This window comes from Halomonas sp. DP8Y7-1 (assembly GCF_019801685.1).
Lineage (GTDB): Bacteria > Pseudomonadota > Gammaproteobacteria > Pseudomonadales > Halomonadaceae > Halomonas > Halomonas litopenaei_A.
Window position 1 is genome coordinate 743,247 of record NZ_JAHVIN010000005.1, and the last position, 20,496, is coordinate 763,742.

General features: G+C 61.3%; 18 protein-coding genes. 10 read left to right on the forward strand and 8 right to left on the reverse strand.

The genetic code is table 11. The features are described 5' to 3' along the window. Window positions 1-312 precede the first annotated feature (312 nt). Window positions 313-588, forward strand: a complete 276-nt coding sequence (locus tag KUV41_RS08540; protein WP_222161975.1) for a glutaredoxin family protein — start codon at window positions 313-315, stop codon at window positions 586-588. 320 nt (window positions 589-908) lie between these two features. On the opposite strand, the gene cdd is transcribed toward KUV41_RS08540, so the two are convergent. From cdd to KUV41_RS08570, 6 genes are all read right to left on the reverse strand, one after another. Continuing rightward, window positions 909-1,349 (reverse strand): cytidine deaminase, encoded by a 441-nt coding sequence (gene cdd, locus KUV41_RS08545; RefSeq protein WP_222483753.1) that lies wholly within the window; start codon window positions 1,347-1,349, stop codon window positions 909-911. Continuing rightward, window positions 1,346-2,089, reverse strand: coding sequence for a purine-nucleoside phosphorylase (gene deoD / locus KUV41_RS08550; RefSeq protein WP_206942852.1), 744 nt, complete (start codon window positions 2,087-2,089; stop codon window positions 1,346-1,348). Before deoD ends, cdd begins: the two co-directional genes overlap by 4 nt. A gap of 95 nt (window positions 2,090-2,184) precedes the next feature. After that, the gene (locus KUV41_RS08555) at window positions 2,185-3,417 is read right to left on the reverse strand and encodes a phosphopentomutase (protein WP_222485574.1); all 1,233 of its coding nucleotides are present in this window, start codon (window positions 3,415-3,417) and stop codon (window positions 2,185-2,187) included. Further along, window positions 3,414-4,754, reverse strand: coding sequence for a thymidine phosphorylase (gene deoA / locus KUV41_RS08560; RefSeq protein ID WP_222485576.1), 1,341 nt, complete (start codon window positions 4,752-4,754; stop codon window positions 3,414-3,416). Before deoA ends, KUV41_RS08555 begins: the two co-directional genes overlap by 4 nt. Then, entirely contained in the window at window positions 4,754-5,542 is a 789-nt protein-coding gene (gene deoC / locus KUV41_RS08565) for a deoxyribose-phosphate aldolase (RefSeq protein ID WP_206942846.1), read from the reverse strand. Before deoC ends, deoA begins: the two co-directional genes overlap by 1 nt. A 78-nt stretch (window positions 5,543-5,620) precedes the next feature. Continuing rightward, window positions 5,621-6,886 carry a NupC/NupG family nucleoside CNT transporter gene (locus tag KUV41_RS08570; RefSeq protein WP_222485578.1) on the reverse strand — a complete coding sequence of 422 codons (1,266 nt, stop codon included), beginning with the start codon at window positions 6,884-6,886 and terminating at the stop codon, window positions 5,621-5,623. A gap of 443 nt (window positions 6,887-7,329) precedes the next feature. Between KUV41_RS08570 and KUV41_RS08575 the strand changes: the two genes are divergently transcribed. The 7 genes from KUV41_RS08575 to KUV41_RS08605 all read left to right on the forward strand — a co-directional run bounded on the left by KUV41_RS08575 (window position 7,330) and on the right by KUV41_RS08605 (window position 14,709). Next, window positions 7,330-8,097, forward strand: coding sequence for a DeoR/GlpR family DNA-binding transcription regulator (locus KUV41_RS08575; protein WP_222485580.1), 768 nt, complete (start codon window positions 7,330-7,332; stop codon window positions 8,095-8,097). A gap of 893 nt (window positions 8,098-8,990) precedes the next feature. After that, entirely contained in the window at window positions 8,991-9,980 is a 990-nt protein-coding gene (cyoA, locus tag KUV41_RS08580; RefSeq protein ID WP_222485582.1) for a ubiquinol oxidase subunit II, read from the forward strand. A 3-nt stretch (window positions 9,981-9,983) separates the two neighbouring features. Then, window positions 9,984-11,966 carry a cytochrome o ubiquinol oxidase subunit I gene (gene cyoB / locus KUV41_RS08585; protein ID WP_222485584.1) on the forward strand — a complete coding sequence of 661 codons (1,983 nt, stop codon included), beginning with the start codon at window positions 9,984-9,986 and terminating at the stop codon, window positions 11,964-11,966. A 2-nt stretch (window positions 11,967-11,968) separates the two neighbouring features. Continuing rightward, window positions 11,969-12,598, forward strand: coding sequence for a cytochrome o ubiquinol oxidase subunit III (gene cyoC, locus KUV41_RS08590; protein WP_206942836.1), 630 nt, complete (start codon window positions 11,969-11,971; stop codon window positions 12,596-12,598). A 1-nt stretch (window position 12,599) separates the two neighbouring features. After that, a complete protein-coding gene (cyoD, locus tag KUV41_RS08595; RefSeq protein ID WP_206942834.1) occupies window positions 12,600-12,926 on the forward strand; it encodes a cytochrome o ubiquinol oxidase subunit IV in 327 nt (108 codons plus the stop codon). Between the two features lie 11 nt (window positions 12,927-12,937). After that, entirely contained in the window at window positions 12,938-13,843 is a 906-nt protein-coding gene (gene cyoE / locus KUV41_RS08600; RefSeq protein WP_261395958.1) for a heme o synthase, read from the forward strand. A gap of 260 nt (window positions 13,844-14,103) precedes the next feature. After that, window positions 14,104-14,709 carry a Yip1 family protein gene (locus KUV41_RS08605; protein ID WP_206942832.1) on the forward strand — a complete coding sequence of 202 codons (606 nt, stop codon included), beginning with the start codon at window positions 14,104-14,106 and terminating at the stop codon, window positions 14,707-14,709. 147 nt (window positions 14,710-14,856) lie between these two features. Here KUV41_RS08605 and KUV41_RS08610 read toward each other — a convergent pair whose 3' ends face one another. Beyond that, window positions 14,857-15,984 carry an aminotransferase class V-fold PLP-dependent enzyme gene (locus KUV41_RS08610; protein WP_206942829.1) on the reverse strand — a complete coding sequence of 376 codons (1,128 nt, stop codon included), beginning with the start codon at window positions 15,982-15,984 and terminating at the stop codon, window positions 14,857-14,859. A 547-nt stretch (window positions 15,985-16,531) separates the two neighbouring features. On the opposite strand from KUV41_RS08610, the gene KUV41_RS08615 reads away from it, so the two are divergent. Beyond that, window positions 16,532-17,506 carry a hypothetical protein gene (locus KUV41_RS08615; RefSeq protein ID WP_222485586.1) on the forward strand — a complete coding sequence of 325 codons (975 nt, stop codon included), beginning with the start codon at window positions 16,532-16,534 and terminating at the stop codon, window positions 17,504-17,506. An 84-nt stretch (window positions 17,507-17,590) separates the two neighbouring features. Here KUV41_RS08615 and KUV41_RS08620 read toward each other — a convergent pair whose 3' ends face one another. Beyond that, the gene (locus tag KUV41_RS08620) at window positions 17,591-18,433 is read right to left on the reverse strand and encodes an IclR family transcriptional regulator (RefSeq protein ID WP_222485588.1); all 843 of its coding nucleotides are present in this window, start codon (window positions 18,431-18,433) and stop codon (window positions 17,591-17,593) included. Window positions 18,434-18,661: 228 nt separating this feature from the next. Between KUV41_RS08620 and xsc the strand changes: the two genes are divergently transcribed. Next, on the forward strand, window positions 18,662-20,482 hold the full coding sequence (gene xsc, locus KUV41_RS08625; RefSeq protein WP_261395959.1) for a sulfoacetaldehyde acetyltransferase: 1,821 nt from the start codon (window positions 18,662-18,664) through the stop codon (window positions 20,480-20,482). The last annotated feature ends 14 nt before the right edge of the window (window positions 20,483-20,496 follow it).

Here is a 20,496-nt window from a genome sequence, read left to right on the forward strand (position 1 = left end):
TGTGTTGCACTCGACATGGCTGTGTTCACTTCTTGGGAAGCACTGCATGAATGCCTGCGCCGACGACTCGCTGGGTTTCCCAGTGTGCCGGGGCGTGCATCCCCATCCAGGGGCGTAAAGTGGCTGTCAGGATGCGTCAGTCGGTGACACTAAGGTAACAAGTCGGGCGGCGGCAAGGTCCAGCAACAGGGACGCGGCGTCGCCTGCACCACTTGATACTGATGGCTTCCTGACCGGTTGACGAGACGTCGCCACACGGGGAGGTCGTCCGGTGATAACAGTGTGCCTAGCGCACCACCAGAGGGATAAGACATGACGATTGCCAAGGATCTCGCGCTCTACCACTTTGCCCATTGCCCGTTTTGCGCCTTTGTACGGCGTGAACTCGACAAGCTTGGCGTCCAGGTTGATATCCGAGATGCGGGGGCGGATCCCGCTCATCGCAAGGCGCTGAAGGAAGGCGGCGGCAAGGTTCAGGTGCCGTGCCTGCTGATCACCGGTGATGATGGCAGCGAAACCTGGCTTTACGAGTCCATGGACATCGTGGCGTATCTGAAAAAGCGCTTCGGCAAGGAGAAGGTGGCGTAATTTAGGTGTGGTTTAGGTGTGGTTTAGGTGTGGTGTAGGTGTGGCTCAGGCGTAGCGTGGGTGGCGTGCAGGTCGACCGCCCAGTGCGCCCCTGGAAACTACGATGGTGTTACCGGATTGGGCAGAAAACTGCATTGCAGGAGAGATGAAGCTCAAGACAGGTGAAGTTCAAGAGACGTGAAGTGCAAGAGAGGTGAAGCTACTGCATCAAGCCTGACGTGACTTTCAGCAAGCTAGTGATTGGGGCCACCTGGAGTGGCCCTTTTTTTGGTCTGGATATCCGTTCGAGTGGCTGATGCAGAGCCCAATGGCGGCGGTTGTCAGCTCCCGTAAGCGGAGCCCTTGCCGAGATTTTCCGGGCCGAAGGAGTCGGGCAGCAGCTCATCCATGGTATAGCGCTTGAGCAGCTGACCATCGGCATCCACCACGCGAATGACAGTCTGGGGAGAAGCAAATTCCCGCAGCCGCTGGCGGCAGTCGCCGCAGGGCGTACACAGGTGTGACCCAGGTCCAATGACATAGACCTCTTGCAGTCGCGTTTCGCCTGCGGAAATCATGGCGGCAATAGCGGATGCTTCGGCGCAGAGTCCCTTGTAGTGGGCCACTTCGACGTTGGCGCCGACATAGCGGTTGCCGGCTTGAGTGATCAGCAGGGCACCCACCGGATGGTCGGAATACGGGACGTAGGCGCGTCCCCGCACTTCGATAAGTGCCGCGACAATGTCGGTGGGGACGGCGGCTTCTGGGGCGTGATCCGTCATGAGTGTGTCTCCTGAGGGGCGTGGCGGCGATCGTCCTCGAGCACGGCGTCCAGGGCAATGCGCATCATGTCATCGAAGCTGGTGGCCCGCTCGTCGCTGGACAGGCTGTCACCATTGACGATGTGATCGGAAACGGTGCAGATCGTCATGGCTCGGGCGCCGAATTCGGCGGCGACGCCGTAAAGACCGGCGGCTTCCATCTCGACACCGACGATGCCGAAGTTACGCAGGCAGTCGATCAGCGCCGGATCGGGGTGGTAGAACAGATCCGCTGAAAAGATGTTACCGACCTTCACTGGTACCCCGTGACGTGCGGCCGTGTCGACCGCAGCACGAGTCAGCTCGAAGTCCGCAATGGCGGCAAAGTCCAGCCCGCGAAAGCGCGAGCGGTTGACGCCGGAGTCGGTACTGCCGCCCAGGCCAATGATCAGGTCCCTGACCTTGACGTCATCGCGAACGGCTCCGCAGGAGCCGACCCTGATCAGGCGTTTGGCACCGAACTCGGTGATCAGCTCCTTGGCATAGATCGATACCGACGGGATGCCCATGCCGTGGCCCATGACAGAGATGTCGCGGCCCTGGTAGCGTCCGGTGTAGCCGTACATGTTGCGCACATCGTTGACCAGGCGGATGTCTTCCAGATAGGTCTCGGCGATGTAGCGTGCGCGCAGCGGGTCGCCAGGCATCAATACGGTGTCGGCGAAATCACCGGGTTCGGCCTTGATATGGGGAGTAGCCATCAGGATTCCTTGTACTGTCGAAGCGGCGTCGCCAGCGGGATGACGCCCGCTGGTGCGGAGTCGAGCTGGCGGCGCGGATCAGCTGGACCGCGGCGCTAGCGGTTTGGCAAAAAGCTGTCACCGTCGTCCATGGGAGCCAGACCAAAATGGTCGGCCAGGCTTTGACCAATGTCGGCAAAGCTGTGACGACGACCCAGCGAACCCGACCTCAGGCCCGCGCCGCGGCTCAGCACCGGGATGTACTCGCGAGTGTGATCCGTGCCATGCCAGCTCGGGTCGCAGCCATGGTCGGCAGTGATCACCAGCAGGTCATCCTCCGTCAGTCGGGAGAGCAGCTCCGGCAACTGACGGTCGAAGGCTTCCAGGGCAGCAGCATAGCCGGATACGTCGCGGCGGTGGCCATAGACCATGTCGAAGTCGACGAAGTTGGTCATGATCAGCCGTCGATCGTCGGCGCTGGTGGGCTCATCCATGGCCGCCAGGGTGGCGGCCATCAAGGCGTCATGTCCCGAGGCCTTGACCAGACGGCTGATGCCACAGTGGGCGTAGATGTCGGCGATCTTGCCGATGGCGACGACCTCCCCGCCGCTGTCGTGCAGCTTTGACAACACGGTGGGAGAGGGGGGCTCGACGCTGTAGTCGCGGCGATTGCCGGTGCGCTGGAAACTGGCTGCATCCTGGCCGACGAAAGGCCGCGCGATCACCCGGCCGATGTTGTACGGCTCGAGGAGACGCCTCGCCGTTTCACACAGCTCAAGCAAGCGCTCCAGGCCAAAGTGATGCTCGTGGGCGGCAATCTGAAACACGCTGTCGGCGGAGGTGTAGACGATGGGTTTGCCGCTCTCGCAGTGTTGCTCCCCCAGCCGGGCAATGATCTCGGTGCCTGACGCGTGACAGTTGCCGAGTATACCGGGAAGGCCGGCCTCGCTGATCAAGGCGTCAAGCAAGTCCTCGGGGAAGCTGTTGCTGTGGTCGGGAAAGTAACCCCAGTCGAAGCGCACCGGTACTCCCGCAATTTCCCAGTGGCCGGAGGGAGTGTCCTTGCCGGAGGAGACCTCTGCGGCGTGGGCGTAGGCACCATCGACGTCTCCCAACGTGATCTCCTCGGCAACCTCGCCGGTGGCTTCCTGATGCGCATGGAACAGCCCCAGACGAGCCAGGTGGGGAAGCATGAGCGGGCCAGTGCGCCCCCTGTCGTCGGCCTCGCCTCTGGCGCAAGCCCTGGCGATGTGGCCCAGGGTGTCGGCGCCTGCGTCGCCAAAACGATCGGCGTCGGGCGCCGCACCGATACCGAAGGAATCCATTACCAGCACGATAGCGCGTGTCATCGGATGTCTCCTGCCAGGGAAGGGTCGGGCAAGGTGTCATGGACCAGTGGCAACGCGGGGGCCTGGTCGGCGACGGTGAAGGCGTCACGCAGCTGCGCGGCCACCCGCTGTGCATCATCATCACTGGCGGCGTAGATTCTGGCCACCGGGCGATGATGATCGACGGCCTGGCCGATGCCGGCGATCTGGTCAATACCGACGCGATGGTCGATGGCATCGCCTGCTCGGCGACGGCCACCCCCCAGCGCAACGACGGCCATGCCAATCGCCTTGACGTCCTGGGCGCTGACCACGCCCGGTTGCTGGGCAAAGACGTCACGCACCACGGGGGCACCAACAAGATGCGCTGGCGCCTGCGAGAGCAGGTCTGATGGGCCGCCGAGGCCCGCCACCATGCGCTCGAAGCGCTCAGCCACCTGACCGTTGGCCAGACAGGCATCCAAGCGTGCCGCGGCCGTTTCCCGGTCCTTGGCGATGCCGCCCACCAACAGGGTTTCTACCGCCAGCCTGCGCGTCAGCTGAAGCAGGCGCGAGTCGCGACGTTCGCCACGCAGGATCGCCAGGCATTCGTGCACTTCGATGGCGTTGCCTGCGCTCTCGGCGAGGGTCTGATTCATGTCGGTCAGCAGCGCGGTGGTCGGCGTCCCTGCCTGGCGAGCGACGTCCGCGATGGTACTGGCGAGTTGCCGGGTGTGTGCATCGCTCTCCAGAAAGGCCCCGTTGCCGATCTTGACGTCCATGACCAGGCCGTCAAGGTTCTCGGCGAGCTTCTTGCCGAGGATCGAGGCGACGATCAGCGGCAGCGAAGAGACGGTGGCGGTCACGTCGCGCACGGCATACAGGCGCTTGTCGGCGGGCGCCAGGTCTCCACTCTGGCCGACGATGACGACCCCAACGTCCTTCAGCAGGCGCTCGAAGGTCGCTCGCTCAGGCGTGACGTTGTAGCCGCCAATGGCCTCCAGCTTGTCCAGGGTGCCGCCGGTGTGGCCCAGACCTCGGCCGGAGATCATCGGCACGTGGGCGCCACAGGCGGCCAGCCAGGGCCCGAGAATCAGCGACACGGGATCCCCGACGCCGCCAGTGGAGTGCTTGTCGAGTACCGGGCCCGGAAGGTCCAGGCTGCGGTAATCGAGACGACTCCCCGAGTCACGGGTCGCTTCGGTGAGGGCAACGGTTTCGTCCAGTGACATGCCGTTGAGGTAGGTCGCCATGGCGAAGGCGCCAATCTGCTCGTTGCCGGCGCTGTCGTCAGCGATCGCCGTCACGAAGTGCCGGATCGCCTCCCGCGACAGGGTCTGTCCATCTCGCTTGGCCGCGATGATGTCTTGTAGCAGCATCAGTAGCCCCCAGCCTGGCCTCCGTCATCGACGCCAACCCCGGCGGTCATCATCAGGTTGTCGAGCAGGCCTGATGCGCCGAAGCGGAAGGTCTGCGGGGTCGCCCAACCCGGGCCCATGATGTCCGCGGCGAGGTCCAGGTAGACGGCGGCGTCTTCTACGGTGCGCACACCGCCAGCGGCCTTGAAGCCTACCGGGCGGTCGGCGCTACGGATCGCCTCAAGCATGACCTTGGCAGCTTCAGGCGTAGCGTTCACGGTGACCTTGCCCGTCGATGTCTTGAGGAAGTCGGCTCCGCCGGCGATGGCCTGCTCGCTGGCGCGGCGAATCAGTGCCGGGTCCTTCAGCTCACCGGTCTCGAGGATGACCTTGAGGGTGCGGTCACTGGCGGCCGCCTTGCACATTTCCACCAGTTCCTGGCCGATCGCGTCGTCCCCTGCCAACAGCGCGCGGTAGGGAAAGACCACGTCCACTTCGTCAGCGCCTGAGGCGACGGCTTCGCGTGTGGCGCGTGCAGCCGCCATGATGTCGTCACCGCCATGGGGAAAGTTGGTCACGGTAGCAATCTTGACCTGCCCGCTGAGGTTATGGGCAGTCAGGGCGCGGCGTGCCGGCACCACGAACTGGGGGTAGACGCAGACCGCGGCCACGTTGCCCAGTGGCGTCTTGGCACGCTGGCACAGGGCTTCGACGACGGCATCGGTATCGTCATCATTCAGGCTGGTCAGGTCCATCAGGGAAAGGGCTTGACGGGCAACAAGATGGGGATTGAAGGTCGGGGTGGACATGAAAACGTGCTCCTGAAGCCACCAGGACCGCCATCGCGGCGGTCGGGGCATGAATGAAGGGAGAGGATCCGCCAGGCGTCAGGCGCCCAACGTCATGAAGAAGCCGGCGATGCAGGCCGACATCAGGTTGGAGAGGGTGCCGGCGAGGACGGCCTTCAGGCCCAGGCGGGCGATATCGTGCCGCCGACTGGGCGCGATGCTGCCCAGGCCCCCTAGCAGAATGGCGATGGAGGACAGGTTGGCGAAACCGCACAACGCGAAGGACAGTACCGCCGCCGTGTGGCCACTCATGGCCTCGCCGGTGGCAGCGACCATTTGCTCGCCGTCGATGTATGGCGCGAGGTTGATGAAGGCAACGAACTCGTTGACCACCAGCTTCTGGCCGATAAAGGAGCCTGCCAGCGTCGCTTCCTCCCAGGGAATTCCCAGCAGGAAGGCCAGCGGAGAGAACAGCCAGCCAAGGATCATCTCGAGGCTCAGACTGCTCATCCCGAACCAGCCACCGACACCACCCAGGATGCCGTTGAGCAGGGCAATCAAGCCGATGAAGGCCAGCAGCATGGCCCCCACGTTGGCGGCCAGCTGCAAGCCGGACGAGGCACCACCGGCAGCAGCGTCAAGCACGTTGGCGGGCTTGTCGTCTTCTTCGATGACGTCGGACACGCTGTCCGCCTTGTCCGCATTGGGATCTGTCTCGGGCATGATCAGCTTGGCAAACAGCAGGCCGCCTGGGGCGGCCATGAAGGAGGCGGCCACCAGGTATTCCATTGGAATGCCAAGCGCGGCATAGCCGGCGAGCACGGAGCCCGCGACCGAGGCCAGTCCACCGCACATGACGGCAAACAGCTGAGACGTTGTCATGTGGGCAATGAAGGGGCGGACCACCAGCGGCGCTTCCGTCTGGCCGACAAAGATATTGGCGGTAGCGGACAGCGACTCAGTGCGTGAGGTGCCCAAGAGCTTCTGCAGCGCACCGCCCAGTAGCCGGACGACCCACTGCATGATGCCGAGATAGTAGAGAACCGCGGTCAATGACGAGAAGAAGATGATGACCGGCAGCACCTTGACCGCGAACACGAAGCCCACGCTGTCCACGTTGGCGAGCCCGCCGAACAGGAAGGCGATGCCGTCATTGGCGTACAACACCACCTGGCTAACGGCGTCGGATACCGTCTTCAGCACCTTCTGACCCACAGGGACATACAGCACGAAGGCACCGAGGCCTGCCTGGATAAGGAAAGCGCCACCGACGGTTCTCAGCCGGATGGCACGACGGTTGTGGGAGAACGCAATGGCGATGGCAATCAGCGTGACCATGCCGACCAGGCTCATGAGCAATGTCATAGGTGTTTACGCCTTGGAAAATGTGACTTGGACAGCGCGATGGAAAGGAGCGGTCGTTGTCCTAACTCTCGAGCCTTCCATAGAGAGTAGATCATCGCACCGGCCGTCACGGGCGTGTGTTTGCCGCTGAGACAGATGCAGGTCATGAGTACCCTGAAGGGCCCTGGCATGCCATTGCCATGGGGGCGAAGAAATGACCTGGGTCACCGCTTGCCGCACCTGAGTCCAGAAGTTCGCGATGCATGATGATGGATTGGCCAGGCGTCGCTGCAGCGATCTGGCTGTCAATGGGATCATGTTAACATTTAATGTGAGAAAATTAACATTTGTGCAGTGGCGTTTTCTTCAACGCCGATCGCTGGCTGAACCCTGTAGTTCAGTGCATGCTTATTGAAAAACCATAACAGAAGGGCACGATGACGGTCCGCGCGGGGGCAAACGTAATGAATCAACGTAGTGTGCAACGGCAGGAGCGCTTGCTACAGGCGCTGGCTGGCGGTGGAAGCCTTCGCCTGGCCGACGCGGCCATGCTGTGTGGCGTTTCGGAAATGACGTTGCGTCGAGACGTCTCCTCCAAGGGCAGCCCCTTGATGTTGATGGGCGGGCATCTGGTGCGTCGTGACGATCCTCACTTTTCTCCCGTATACGACCTGGAGACCCAGCGGGATCGCGGTGTCGATATCAAGACCCGGCTTTGCCAGCGTGCCAGCAGCTACGTCCAGGATGGCGATACCCTGTTTATTGACTGTGGCACCACCTTGGTACCTATGGTGGCCGAGCTGGGACAACGCCGCCATCTGACCGTGGTCACCTATGCCTTGAACGTGGCCAACGCGGTCAGCCACCTCGACGGCGTCAGGCTGATTCTGCTGGGAGGCCTCTATCAGGGCGTCTCGCAATCCTTCGATGGTGAGGATGTGGCCCGTCAGATACGCAGCCTAGGCATCAATCGCGCCTTTCTGTCGGCCGCCGGCGTGCACCTCGAGCGGGGGCTCAGCTGCTTTCACTTTCATGAAATCATTCCCAAGCAGGCGGCCATCGAGACGGCGGCCCAGCGCATTCTAGTGTTCGATGACAGCAAGTGGGGCGTTCTGCGCCCGGCTTTCTTCGGGACGTTGTCCGATGCCGATATCATCGTCACCCACGGGGAAGCTGCTGCCGCAGCGTCGGCATCCCCGGAGATCGCGGCGCGAGTCGACAGCCCGCGCTGATCCTCCATGCTCCACCACGCAGCGTCGACGCCTTCGCCAGCCAACGGCACCCGCTGCCGCCAGTCTTGGGACTGGTAGTTGCCGGCTTAGTGTGCCGCAGGTGGCACTCGGCAAGTACCCAGTACCCAGTACCCAGTACCCAGTACCCAGTACCCAGTACCCAGTACCCAGTACCCAGTACCCAGTACCCAGTACCAAGTACGAGTGCGAGTGCGAGTGCGAGAGTGAGGGTAAGGGGAAAGGGAAAGGGAAAGGTAGGGGTAAGAGTCAGGGCCAAAGGGCATCGGACAGCGGGTCCCGTCAGATGGCCTCCCTGATGACAGCTGTCCGCCGTGGTGGAACCATTAACGCCTTTCCGCTGTCACTTGCACGGCACCTTGCGGTCACGCGCGTTGGTCTTCGTGGCAGCCTTTCTCTCTCGCCCTCGCTGGCCTTGGCTCTCGGCTTCTCACTCGGCTTCTCACTCGCCTTCTTGCGCGCGTTCTCTCTCGCCTTCCTACGCGGGCACCTTGAGGCCTGTGACGTGAGGTCGCATCCTCTGTGATCCTCGTCAAGGCTATGGCCCGAAGGCCGTGGCCTCGAGACATGACCCTGAACTGCATCAAGGAAAGGTGCGACACCCTGCGGCAAATCGTCGCTTCTCAAGTCGGGCTCTGCTGTCGACAATACGCACCGGTCGCGTTCCATCTCCTTTTTTGTCCTCGTAACGATCTCGTGTCGTGGTACTCGGATGAGTGGGGAGCGCGAGTTTCTGCGGGTTTCGATTGCGGATCGGCACATTTCATGCAGCTTTTGTGAAAGATGCATGCAATGTCTCTCCTCGTCGGGCCTGCATGTCCTGCGAGCCTGGGCTCGCTACCTATGGTCTTCCGCCGCCCTGACGAGGTTGCTACATGAGAAGAAAGTCGTACCTGCGCGTGCTCGGCCTAGTGCTGTTGCTGGCGCTGCCCCTGCTGTTGGCGGGCTGTGAGTCGGCGCTGCTCGACCCGAAAGGGGAGATCGGCCGTGAACAGCGTACCTTGATCCTCACCGCCTTCGGTCTGATGCAGATCGTGGTGATTCCGGTCATCGTACTCACTCTTTGGTTTGCCTGGCGTTACCGCCGTGGCAACACCGATGCCACCTATTCACCGGACTGGGCTCATTCCACCAAGATTGAGGCCATCGTCTGGTTTATTCCCTGCGTCATCATCGTCTTCCTGGCGCTGCTGACCTGGTACACCTCCCATAGCCTCGACCCGCACAGGACCCTCGAGGCCAAGGAAGGTCAGAATGAACCCATGGAAATCCAGGCAGTATCGCTGGACTGGAAATGGCTGTTCATCTATCCGGAACAGGGCATTGCCACGGTCAATGAGCTGGCCTTCCCCGAAGATACCCCCGTGCGCTTCCGGGTGACGTCGGGTTCGGTGATGAATGCCTTCTTCATTCCGCGCCTGGGCAGTCAGATCTATGCCATGGCGGGTATGGATAACGATGTCCACCTGATCGCCGAAGAGCAGGGCGTCTACCCCGGCCGCTCCACCAACTACAGTGGTGCAGGTTTCTCCGGGATGACCTTCGATGCCCACGTGGGCTCTGAAGCAGACTTCGAGGAGTGGGTCGAGAAGGTACGTTCATCCTCTCAGACGCTGACCTTCCCAGAGGAATACTACGACCTGGCCACGCCCAGCGAGGACAACGAGGTCGAGTACTTCTCCGAGATCACCCCGGCGCTCTACGAGCGCATCATCAAGAGCTTCCTGGCGGGCGGCAAGCACGCCGAGTTCGTCGAGACCTACGGCGGCGTTGTTCATGGTCATGGCGCAGGTGGTCACGGCGATGAGGACGAGTCCCATGGCGAGTCGCATGGTGAGTCCAGCAGCGCGGAGGCAGCGGAGTAAATCATGTTTGGAAAACTGACGTTAGATTCGATTCCGATCCAGGAACCCATCATCATGGTGGTGGCGATCGGTATTGCTCTGGGCGGCATTGCCGTCGTGGGCGGTCTGACCTACTTCAAGAAGTGGGGCTATCTGTGGCGCGAATGGATCACCTCCGTCGACCACAAGAAACTGGGCATCATGTATTTCCTGGTGGCCCTGGTGATGCTGATTCGCGGCTTCGCCGACGCCATCATGATGCGGACCCAGCTGGCCATGGCATCTGCCGGGGCCGAGGGGTATCTACCGCCTCACCACTATGATCAGATCTTCACCGCGCATGGTGTGATCATGATCTTCTTCGTCGCCATGCCCATGGTCATCGGCCTGATGAACCTGGTGGTGCCGCTGCAGATCGGTGCTCGCGACGTGGCCTTCCCGTTCCTGAACAACCTCAGCTTCTGGCTGTTCGTTGCCGGCGTCATTCTGGTCAACGTATCGCTGGTGGTGGGTGAGTTTGCCGCGACCGGGTGGTTGGCCTACGCGCCATTATCGGGGATAGAGTACAGTCCAAGCGTCGGCGTGGATTACTGGATATGGGCATTGCAGATATCCGGGATCGGCACGACCCTGACGGGCATCAACTTCTTCGTCACCATCCTGAAGATGCGTACCAAGGGCATGACCCTGTTCCGCATGCCCATCTTCACCTGGACGTCGCTGTGCGCCAACGTGCTGATCATCGCGTCTTTCCCGATTCTGACCGCCACCATCGCGATGCTGACGCTGGATCGTTACCTGGGGACGCACTTCTTCACGAACGACTTTGGCGGCAACATGATGATGTACGTCAACCTCATCTGGGCCTGGGGCCATCCTGAGGTGTACATCCTTATCCTGCCGGCCTTCGGTGTGTTCTCCGAGGTGATCGCGACCTTTGCGCGCAAGCGTCTGTTTGGATACGGCACCATGGTGTGGGCAACCATCGCCATCACCTTCCTGTCGTTCATCGTTTGGCTGCACCACTTCTTCACCATGGGAGCAGGGGCCAACGTCAACGCCTTCTTTGGCATCATGACGATGATCATCGCCATCCCCACAGGGGTGAAGGTGTTCAACTGGCTGTTCACCATGTACCGCGGTCGCCTGGAGTTCACCTCCCCGGTGCTGTGGACCATCGGCTTCATCATCACCTTTACCCTGGGTGGCATGACCGGTGTGATGCTGTCGGTGCCTGCGGCCAACTTTGTGCTGCACAACAGCCTGTTCGTTATCGCGCACTTCCACAACGTCATCATCGGTGGCGTGGTGTTCGGTATGCTGGCGGGTCTGACCTACTGGTTCCCGAAGGCCTTCGGCTTCATGCTCGACGAGAAGTGGGGCAAGCGCTCCTTCTGGTTCTGGATTACCGGCTTCTATGTCGCCTTCATGCCGCTGTACGTGCTGAGCTTCTTCGGCGCCGTGCGTCGCATGCAGTCCTATGACAATGGTGCCTGGCAGCCCTGGATGATCATCGCCTGGGTCGGCGCCGTGCTGATCCTGTGTGGCATTGCCTGCACCGTGATCCAGTTCTACGTCAGCATCCGTGATCGCAAGAAGAACCAGGACGTCACCGGGGATCCTTGGGACGGGCGTACCCTGGAGTGGGCAACTTCCTCTCCGGCGCCGTTCTACAACTTCGCGCATCTGCCGGAGATCAAGGACATCGATGACTTCTGGAACCAGAAGCAGGCCAACGGTGGCAAGGCTGGCGTGTCCAAAGGGCCGTACAAGGACATTCACATGCCCAAGTACACCTGGGAAGGTCCGGTGATCGGTCTGATTTCCGCGGTCTTCGGCTTCGCTCTGGTGTGGCATATCTGGTGGCTGGCCATCGTGGCCGCACTGGGCATGTTCGCTACCTTCATCGCGCGTGTCTTCAACACTGACGTCGACTATTACGTGCCCGCTGCGGAAGTCGAGCGTATTGAGCGCGAACACCAGAACCGTGTGGAGATGCAGGCATAACCATGGCTACCGATACACTCAATCAGCAAGGTCATGCCTCCGGGCATGACCATGATCACGACCACGATCATCACGATGCCGCGGGCACCAAGGTCTTCGGTTTCTGGGTCTACCTGATGAGCGACCTGGTGATCTTCGGATCACTGTTCGCCACTTATGCCGTGCTCCTTCGGGGCACGGCGGATGGTCCGACGCCGGGCGAGATCTTCGAGCTCCCGTTCATTCTGGTCGAAACCTTCCTGCTGCTGTTCTCGAGCTTCACGTACGGCATGGCCGTACTGGCCATGAACGCCAACCAGACCCAGAAAGTGCTGAAGTGGCTGGGGATCACCTTCCTGCTGGGCGCGGCCTTCGTGGGCATGGAGATCTACGAGTTCGCTCACCTGATCCATATCGGCTACGGTCCTGATCGGTCGGGCTTCCTGTCCGCCTTCTTCACCCTGGTCGGTACCCACGGTCTGCACGTGACCTTCGGTCTGATCTGGATTCTGGTGATGCTGATTCAGGTGAAGCAGCGCGGTCTCGACGATATGGTGCGCCCGCGCATCATGTGCTTGAGCCTGTTCTGGCACTTCCTGGATATCGTCTGGATCTGCGTCTTCTCCTTCGTCTACCTGATGGGAGTCCTGTGATATGAGCGGACACGCCAACGACCATCACAGCCATGGCAGCGTCAAGTCCTATGTGATTGGCCTGATCCTGTCCATCGTGCTGACTATCATCCCCTTCGGGGCGGTGATGACCGGTGCTTTCGACACCGGGGCGACCCTGATCCTGATCGTCGGTACCGCGGTGGCTCAGGTGCTGGTGCAGCTCGTGCTGTTCATGCACATGAACACCAAGGCTGATGAAGGCTGGAACTTCATGTCCTTCGTCTTCACCGTGGCGATCCTGGTTCTGGTCATCGGAGGTTCCCTATGGATCATGTACCACCTGCATCACAACATGATGATCGGCTGACGCCGACACCCATGATGTTCAGGGACACTCTTAAGGACTACCTCACGATCACCAAGCCGGGCATTATCGGCGGCAACGTGATCTCGGTACTGGGCGGCTACTTCCTGGCCGCCCAGGGCCAGTTCGATGTGGTGGTGTTTCTGTCAGCGTTGCTGGGCCTGGCCCTGGTCATTGCCTCGGGCTGTGCCTACAACAACGTTATCGACAAGGACATCGACGCCTTGATGGAGCGCACCCGCACCCGACCCCTGGTTCAGGGGCGGGTGAGCGAGGCGGCCACGCTGCGTTTTGCCACCTTGCTGGGTCTGGCCGGGTTCGGCCTGCTGGCGTTGGGGACCAATGCGCTGACGGTCGGTCTTGCCGCTTTCGGCTTCGTTATCTATGTAGGAGCGTACAGCCTCTACATGAAGCGTAATTCGGAATTCGGCACCCTGGTCGGCAGCCTGTCCGGGGCCGTACCGCCGGTCGTGGGCTACTGCGCGGTGACCGGTAGCTTCGATACCGGCGCCCTGACGCTGCTGGTGATCTTCAGTCTGTGGCAGATGCCGCATTCCTATGCGATTGCGATCTTCCGCATGGAAGACTACAAGGCGGCCAATATTCCGGTACTGCCGGTAGTTCGCGGTATCGGTACAGCCAAGCACCACATTCTTGGCTATATCCTGGCGTTCATCGGCGCGGCGCTGTCGTTGAGTCTTGCCGGCTATGCCGGGCCTGGCTACTTCATCGTGGCACTGGTGCTGGGGGTCTATTGGCTGTATATCGCGGCCAAGGGCTACCGCACGGACGACAACGTGCGCTGGGCCAGGCAGGTGTTCGGCATCTCGATCCTGACCATTACGGCGCTGAGTCTGATGATGTCACTAGACGCTACGCTGATGCCCAGCACGCCCATGTGGACCTCGCTGGCTGGCTAGAGCGATCCTCTGAGCCAAGGGCTGACACCGGTCCTTATGTACGTCTCAATGCCCCGCATCACATCAGTGATGCGGGGCATTGTCGTTGATGGAAGAAGAAAAATATTAGCCACAACTTGTACAGTATGTGTACAGGATGTACCTTTGATCGGGTAGCGAACCGAAAATTCGGTTCTATACTGCAAGTTATGGACAACGGAGACCCGTGGATCGAGCACCGATGCCGGGGCTCATTTCAGCGGTAGCAGGGGGGAGTCAGTATGCTGACACATGTCTGGGGATTGATGGCCCATCCGAATCGCGAATGGAGACAGATCAAAGAAGAGAGGGAGACGATAACGCATCTGTATGCGCATCACGTCCTGTTGCTGGCCGCCATACCGGTGATCTGTTCGTACATTGGTACGACGCAGGTGGGTTGGAGTCTTGGAGGTGGTACCACCATCAAGCTCAGTTACCTGGATGCGTTGGGGGCGGGTATCGCGTTCTACATCGTGATACTGGCGGCGGTGTACATCGTCGGCAAGACGATACGCTACTCGGCCAAGCGCTTTCCCAAGACCCCAAGCCAAAGCCAGTGCATCATCTTTGCCGGCTATGTGGCGACACCGATGTTCCTGAGCGGCATCGTCGCGGTCTATCCGATCATCTGGCTGTGTCTGTTGGCCGGGGTGATTGGCCTGTGTTACACCGCCTATCTGCTGTATCTGGGGATTCCCTCCTTCCTCGACATCAGCCGGAAGGAAGGCTTCGTGGTCTCGAGCACCACCCTCGCCGTCGGTGTGCTGGTGCTGGAAGCGCTGCTTGGCATGACAGTACTGCTGTGGGGCTACGGCGAGCGCATCATCCTGTCGTTGATCGGCTGAGAGTCAACCCGTGCAAGACCGCAGTGAGCACAATAGCGAGTACCATCAAGAGGGCGACGCGGCGGCGTCGCCCTCTTGCATTGCCCTCTTGCGTTGTCCTGTCGGGAAAGCCAAAAGATGAGCGATGGCTGACCCGTGGGCCAAGCCCTATCCCTTGATGCTGTCGAGGGCCTGCCGCAGGCTGGCGATGCTGCGCTCGGGCCGGTGCAGCTTGTCGAGGCCAAACAGGCCGATACGGAAGGTCTGGAAGTCGTCGCCTTCATCGCACATCAGAGGCACGCCAGCCGCTACCTGAAGGCCAGCGCCGGCAAATTTACTGACCAGGGCCGGGTCATCGTGGTAGCAGACGACGACGCCGGGAGCCTCGAAGCCGTTGGCAGCAACACTCTTGAAACCATACTCGGCCAGCAGCGCGCGAACGCTCTTGCCCAGGGCCCACTGTTCTTGCTTGACCTTGTCGTAGCCATAGGCGTCGGTCTCGCGCATGATCTCGCGCAGGCCTCGCAGGCTGTCCGTCGGCATGGTGGCGTGGTAGGCATGGCCGCCCTTTTCGTAGGCCTCCATGATGGTCAGCCATTTCTTCAGGTCTGCCGCAAAGCTGGTGCTCTGGGTCTCCTCGATGATTTCCCGCGCCTGGGCAGAGAGCATGACCATGGCGCAGCAGGGGGAGCCACTCCAGCCCTTTTGAGGCGCGCTGATGAGCAGGTCGACCCCGGTGGCTTCCATATCCACCCACACCGTTCCAGAGGCGATGCAGTCCAGCACCATCAGGCCGCCGTAGGCGTGCACCGCGTCGGCGACGCGCCGAATGTAGTCATCCGGCAGGATCATGCCTGACGATGTTTCCACGTGTGGTGCGAAGACGATATCGGGCTGCATCCGCTCGATGGCTTGCTCGACGTCTTCGATCGGGGCCGGTGCAAACGGTGAGGTAGGGTCGTTGTCGTCGAGGCGACGGGCCTTTTGCACGTTGAGCTCTGCCGGGATGTTGCCCATCTCCAGAATCTGATGCCAGCGATAGCTGAACCAGCCATTGCGGAGGACCAGAGCGCTGCGGTTCTGGGCAAACTGGCGTGCCACCGCTTCCATGCCGAAGGTCCCGCTACCGGGCACAATCACGGCACTATGCGCGTTGTATACCTGTTTCAAGGTGGTCGAGATGTCGCGCATCACGCCTTGAAAACTCTGCGACATATGGTTCAGGGCGCGGTCGGTGTAGACCACGGAAAATTCCAGCAGGCCATCGGGATCTACGTCTGGGAGCAGGCCAGGCATGAGGCACATCCTTTGAGTGGGCGTTGAACAAGCCGGGGCGCAGGGAGCCTCCGGTAGCGGCACCGGTCGACGATGCTCCGGTGCTCATTATTCTTCACAGCATACGGTCAAAGCGGTTCGACGACCAGTGGCCACAGGCACCGCAGAGGCCCATGGCGACCGACCGTGCGCAGTGATTCAGGCACGGTTATTCCATCTGGTGCTTTTTATCCTGCCTATCGGTCTAGCAGGGATTTCCGTTGAGTTATCAGCTGCTTCGTCGTTCGGGGCAGGGCACTGGGCAGGGTCCGGCTGGCGACCAAAGCAAACTTTGATCATGCTCAATGAGGCCGTGGAGGGGGATGAGCGGGGTTGAGCGGGAATGAGTGTGAGTCCAGCGGCGGCCCCACAAGCGTCACCCATATTGCGATGGCGATGGCCCGAAGAGCTCTTACTTTTCGCTTGGCGCGTATTCCTCCTTTGGCCTGCGCAAGACCAGGATCGTCGGCACCGCTGAAAAGCATGACGATGCCGATGAAGTGGACGCATCAGATCGAGGATGTCGATCATGAACGAGACACTGACATGCGCCTGTGACCACGGCGATCCGTCGTGGGAGGCGCTGGAACGACAATGGGTGGAGTGGGGACGGCGAAACCCTGAGCAGGCGACATGGCTGCTGGCCAAGATGGGCGAGCAGACATCGACGGGCGAACAGGGCCTGCAGGGAGCAACGCCGCCTGAAGATCTGGCGGCCGCAGGCCTGGGGCCTGACGGAGCGCCGCTGGTCGGCGCATCACCTGACGTCATGCCGCTGGCTCGTGTCGAGCTGAGCAACGGCAACACCATCGAGTTTGTCGGGGTGCGCGGTGACAGCAAGGAACCTGAAGTAGGCATGCGCGAGCTGGGACAGCTCGACCGTGCCACCGGCGCGACCTTCGCTGCCGAGAGGGACGTGACGGCGCTGGAACTTTATCTGCGACTTGCCCCCAAGGATGCCCCGGTACCCGACATGCTGCTGGAGCTGAATCCTGCGGTAGAGCGCAAGGCGTTCAAGCATCGTACGGTGGAGAGGGTCGAGGACGCCATCGAGGTGGACCTGGATGAACTGGGGATTGCGCCGGACATCGCCCGGGCCGGCCCCTCCTCGGGGGGCGGCCCCGGCCAGTCCTACTGCGTGCCCGGGGATGGCTATGACCTGTTTCGCAACCACAACTGCGAAACGGTGTCGTTTCCCAGTAACACCTGGTGGTGGTGCGATCCCGCTGCCCATTACTATCACCGGGATCGCTGGACCTCCAATCACAAGCGCCGCAACTCTGTCGGCGTCACCAGCGCATGCCACGGACCGGCAGCCACCCTGCACTATTACAAGAATGCCTTCGGCAACTGGAGGCACTTGCATACCTGGCATCTTGCTTCAGGGTACTGGCAGTGGACCCGTTACGAAGGCTTGTCCAAGCGTGATCGCTGGATTCGCCATCGCTGCGTGACCGGCGGCGGCAGCAGCTTTGTTCGCTGTGTCAGTTTCTTCTTCAACTGACGCCTTAGCCCCACAACGCTGGGCACCATCTAGGGTGTCCAGCGTCTTGCTGGCGGGCTTGTTCAAAGCCGACATCGCTCACCATCAGGCTATCGGTTGTCGGTGCTCTGTGGTGTCCTCGCCGGTGGCGTCCGACTCCGGCAAGGCGCCCTGATTGATGCGGGCAATGGCGGCTGCGGCGCGCTCCAGGGCGGGAAGGCAGTCCAGAGCACGCTGGCGGTCCATACGCATGACCGGGGCCTGAATGGCCAATCCCACATTGGAGACCCCGGCCGGATTCGGGGCAAGCACCGCGATGCACAGCAGACCTGGAAGAAACTCCTCATCATCGAAGGCGTAGCCGTCACGCTTGATCTGTTCGATTTCGGCTTCGATGGCATCGATGTCCGTCAGGGTGTTGCGGGTGAAGGCCTCCAGGGTGGCATCGGCCAGCAGACGCCGTCGCTGGGATGCGCCCATCTGGGCCAGAAACAGCTTGCCGCTGGCAGAGCAGTGGGCCGGCACCCGTGAACCTGGATGCAGGTAGAAACGCAGCGGTGCAGAGGTCTCGACGCGATCCAGGTAGAGCACCTCGCTGCCGGACAAGGCGGTGATGTTACAGCTTTCTCCCACCTCCCTTACCAGCTCGGCCAGCACCCCGTGGCGTGCCCCCTGGACCGTGTCGTTCAGCAGCAGCGTTTCGGCCAGACGGCGTAGGCGAGAGCCCTTGCTGTAGTGACGGTTGTCTGCCTCCCGCTGCAACATGCCGGAGTTCTCCAGCTGCTGAAGCATGCGATGCAGCGTCGGCTTGGGCAGTCCTGTTTCATCTACCAGGCTTTGCAGAGTGAAGTACTGGTCTTTCTCCGCGATGACCTCGAGCAGTGCCAGCAGGCGCTGAGCCGGGGTATCGCCTTCAATGATGCGCGTGTCGGCGCCGAGTGTGGTCATGGCAGGCCTCCCTATGCCGTGAAGTTTATCTGTTTCTGAAAAGAACGCAATTCGTACCGTTTTTTGAAATTCGTGTTGACTCCTCACCACTCGGCGGCTACCTTTGCCTCAAGTTCTAGAAAACGGAACTTATCGTATCGAAAAGCTTGATTTGGCTATCCAGAGCCTCGAGCCAAGACACAGGCCGCCAAGGCCGCCAGCACCCATTCTGTTCCCTGGAGGAGCTCCATGAGTCACAACGACAACACCCAAAACCGCCAGGTTGTGAAGGGCAAGCAGAAGATGACGCCCTCGGAAGCCTTCGTCGAAACCCTCGTTGCCAACGACGTGACCGACATGTTCGGCATCATGGGCTCGGCCTTCATGGACGCCATGGATATCTTTGCCCCGGCCGGGATCCGTCTGATTCCGGTGGTGCACGAGCAGGGTGCCGCCCATATGGCTGACGGCTATGCTCGCGTTTCTGGACGCCACGGCGTGGTCATCGGCCAGAACGGTCCCGGTATTTCCAACTGTGTGACGGGCATCGCGGCGGCTTACTGGGCCCATAGCCCGGTGGTCATGATCACCCCGGAAACCGGCACCACCGGCATCGGCCTGGGCGGATTCCAGGAGTGCAACCAGCTGCCGATGTTCCAGGAGTTCACCAAGTACCAGGGCCATGTGACCCATCCTGCGCGCATGGCCGAGTACACCGGTCGCTGCTTCGATCGCGCCATGGCCGAAATTGGCCCGACCCAGCTGAATATTCCGCGGGACTATTTCTATGGCGAGATCGAAGCCGAGATTCCCGAGCCCCGGCGTATCGATCGCGGTCCCGGTGGCGCCCAGTCGCTGGATGAGGCGGCTGCGCTGCTGGCCGAGGCCAAGTTCCCGGTGATCGTCTCCGGTGGCGGTGTGGTCATGGCCGACGCGGTGGAACAGTGCAGGGCCCTGGCCGAGCGTCTTGGCGCACCGGTGGTCAACAGCTACCAGCACAACGACTCCTTCCCGGCCAGTCATCCGCAGTGGTGTGGTCCGCTCGGGTATCAGGGCTCCAAGGCGGGTATGAAGCTGATCTCCCAGGCTGACGTGGTGCTGGCCCTCGGCACTCGCCTTGGCCCGTTCGGCACCTTGCCGCAGCATGGCATGGACTACTGGCCCAAGGACGCCAAGATCATTCAGGTCGATGCCGATCACAAGATGCTGGGGCTGGTGAAGAAGATCTCCGTGGGCATCTGCGGCGATGCCAAGGCTGCTGCCATCGAACTGAGCCAGCGCCTTGAAGGCCGCAACCTGGCCTGCGATGCGTCCAAGGATGAGCGCCTGGCCAAGATCAAGGCCGAGAAGGAAGCCTGGGAGAAAGAGCTCGACGAGTGGACCCACGAGCGTGATCCGTTCAGCCTGGATGCCATCGAAGAAGCCAAGGACGAGAAGCCTTTCTCCGGCGGCGAGTATCTGCATCCGCGTCAGGTCCTGCGTGAGCTGGAAAAGGCCATGCCGGAAGATGTCATGGTCTCCACCGATATCGGCAACATCAATTCGGTGGCCCACAGCTACCTGCGCTTCGAGAAGCCACGCAGCTTCTTTGCCCCCATGAGTTTTGGTAACTGCGGCTATGCGCTGCCCACTATCATCGGAGCCAAGACCGCTGCGCCTCATCGTCCGGCCATTGCCTACGCCGGTGACGGCGCCTGGGGCATGAGCCTGATGGAAACCATGACCGCCGTGCGTCACGGTATTCCGGTGACCGCCGTGGTGTTCCACAACCGCCAGTGGGGTGCCGAGAAGAAGAACCAGGTCGACTTCTATAACCGTCGCTTTGTCGCCGGTGAGCTCGACAACGAGAGCTTTGCCGAGATCGGCCGCGCCATGGGCGCCGAGGGTATCACCGTGGACCGCCTGGAAGATGTAGGCCCGGCCCTGAAGAAAGCGGTCGACATGCAGATGAATGAAGGCAAGACCTGCATCATCGAGATCATGTGTACCCGCGAGCTGGGCGACCCCTTCCGCCGCGACGCCTTGAAGAAGCCGGTCCGTCTGCTCGAGAAGTACCAGGACTACGTCTGATACCGGAGGCGGCG

Excerpts from the sequence above, each read along its gene's own strand:
- deoC (WP_206942846.1), bottom strand. The coding sequence starts at position 5,542 with ATGTCCACCCCGACCTTCAATCCCCATCTTGTTGCCCGTCAAGCCCTT.
- xsc (WP_261395959.1), top strand. The coding sequence starts at position 18,662 with ATGAGTCACAACGACAACACCCAAAACCGCCAGGTTGTGAAGGGCAAG.
- deoA (WP_222485576.1), bottom strand. The coding sequence starts at position 4,754 with ATGCTGCTACAAGACATCATCGCGGCCAAGCGAGATGGACAGACCCTG.
- cyoE (WP_261395958.1), top strand. The coding sequence starts at position 12,938 with ATGATGTTCAGGGACACTCTTAAGGACTACCTCACGATCACCAAGCCG.
- cdd (WP_222483753.1), bottom strand. The coding sequence starts at position 1,349 with ATGACGGATCACGCCCCAGAAGCCGCCGTCCCCACCGACATTGTCGCG.
- KUV41_RS08610 (WP_206942829.1), bottom strand. The coding sequence starts at position 15,984 with ATGCCTGGCCTGCTCCCAGACGTAGATCCCGATGGCCTGCTGGAATTT.
- cyoD (WP_206942834.1), top strand. The coding sequence starts at position 12,600 with ATGAGCGGACACGCCAACGACCATCACAGCCATGGCAGCGTCAAGTCC.
- KUV41_RS08605 (WP_206942832.1), top strand. The coding sequence starts at position 14,104 with ATGCTGACACATGTCTGGGGATTGATGGCCCATCCGAATCGCGAATGG.
- KUV41_RS08540 (WP_222161975.1), top strand. The coding sequence starts at position 313 with ATGACGATTGCCAAGGATCTCGCGCTCTACCACTTTGCCCATTGCCCG.
- KUV41_RS08620 (WP_222485588.1), bottom strand. The coding sequence starts at position 18,433 with ATGACCACACTCGGCGCCGACACGCGCATCATTGAAGGCGATACCCCG.
- cyoA (WP_222485582.1), top strand. The coding sequence starts at position 8,991 with ATGAGAAGAAAGTCGTACCTGCGCGTGCTCGGCCTAGTGCTGTTGCTG.
- cyoC (WP_206942836.1), top strand. The coding sequence starts at position 11,969 with ATGGCTACCGATACACTCAATCAGCAAGGTCATGCCTCCGGGCATGAC.
- cyoB (WP_222485584.1), top strand. The coding sequence starts at position 9,984 with ATGTTTGGAAAACTGACGTTAGATTCGATTCCGATCCAGGAACCCATC.
- KUV41_RS08615 (WP_222485586.1), top strand. The coding sequence starts at position 16,532 with ATGAACGAGACACTGACATGCGCCTGTGACCACGGCGATCCGTCGTGG.
- deoD (WP_206942852.1), bottom strand. The coding sequence starts at position 2,089 with ATGGCTACTCCCCATATCAAGGCCGAACCCGGTGATTTCGCCGACACC.
- KUV41_RS08570 (WP_222485578.1), bottom strand. The coding sequence starts at position 6,886 with ATGACATTGCTCATGAGCCTGGTCGGCATGGTCACGCTGATTGCCATC.
- KUV41_RS08575 (WP_222485580.1), top strand. The coding sequence starts at position 7,330 with ATGAATCAACGTAGTGTGCAACGGCAGGAGCGCTTGCTACAGGCGCTG.
- KUV41_RS08555 (WP_222485574.1), bottom strand. The coding sequence starts at position 3,417 with ATGACACGCGCTATCGTGCTGGTAATGGATTCCTTCGGTATCGGTGCG.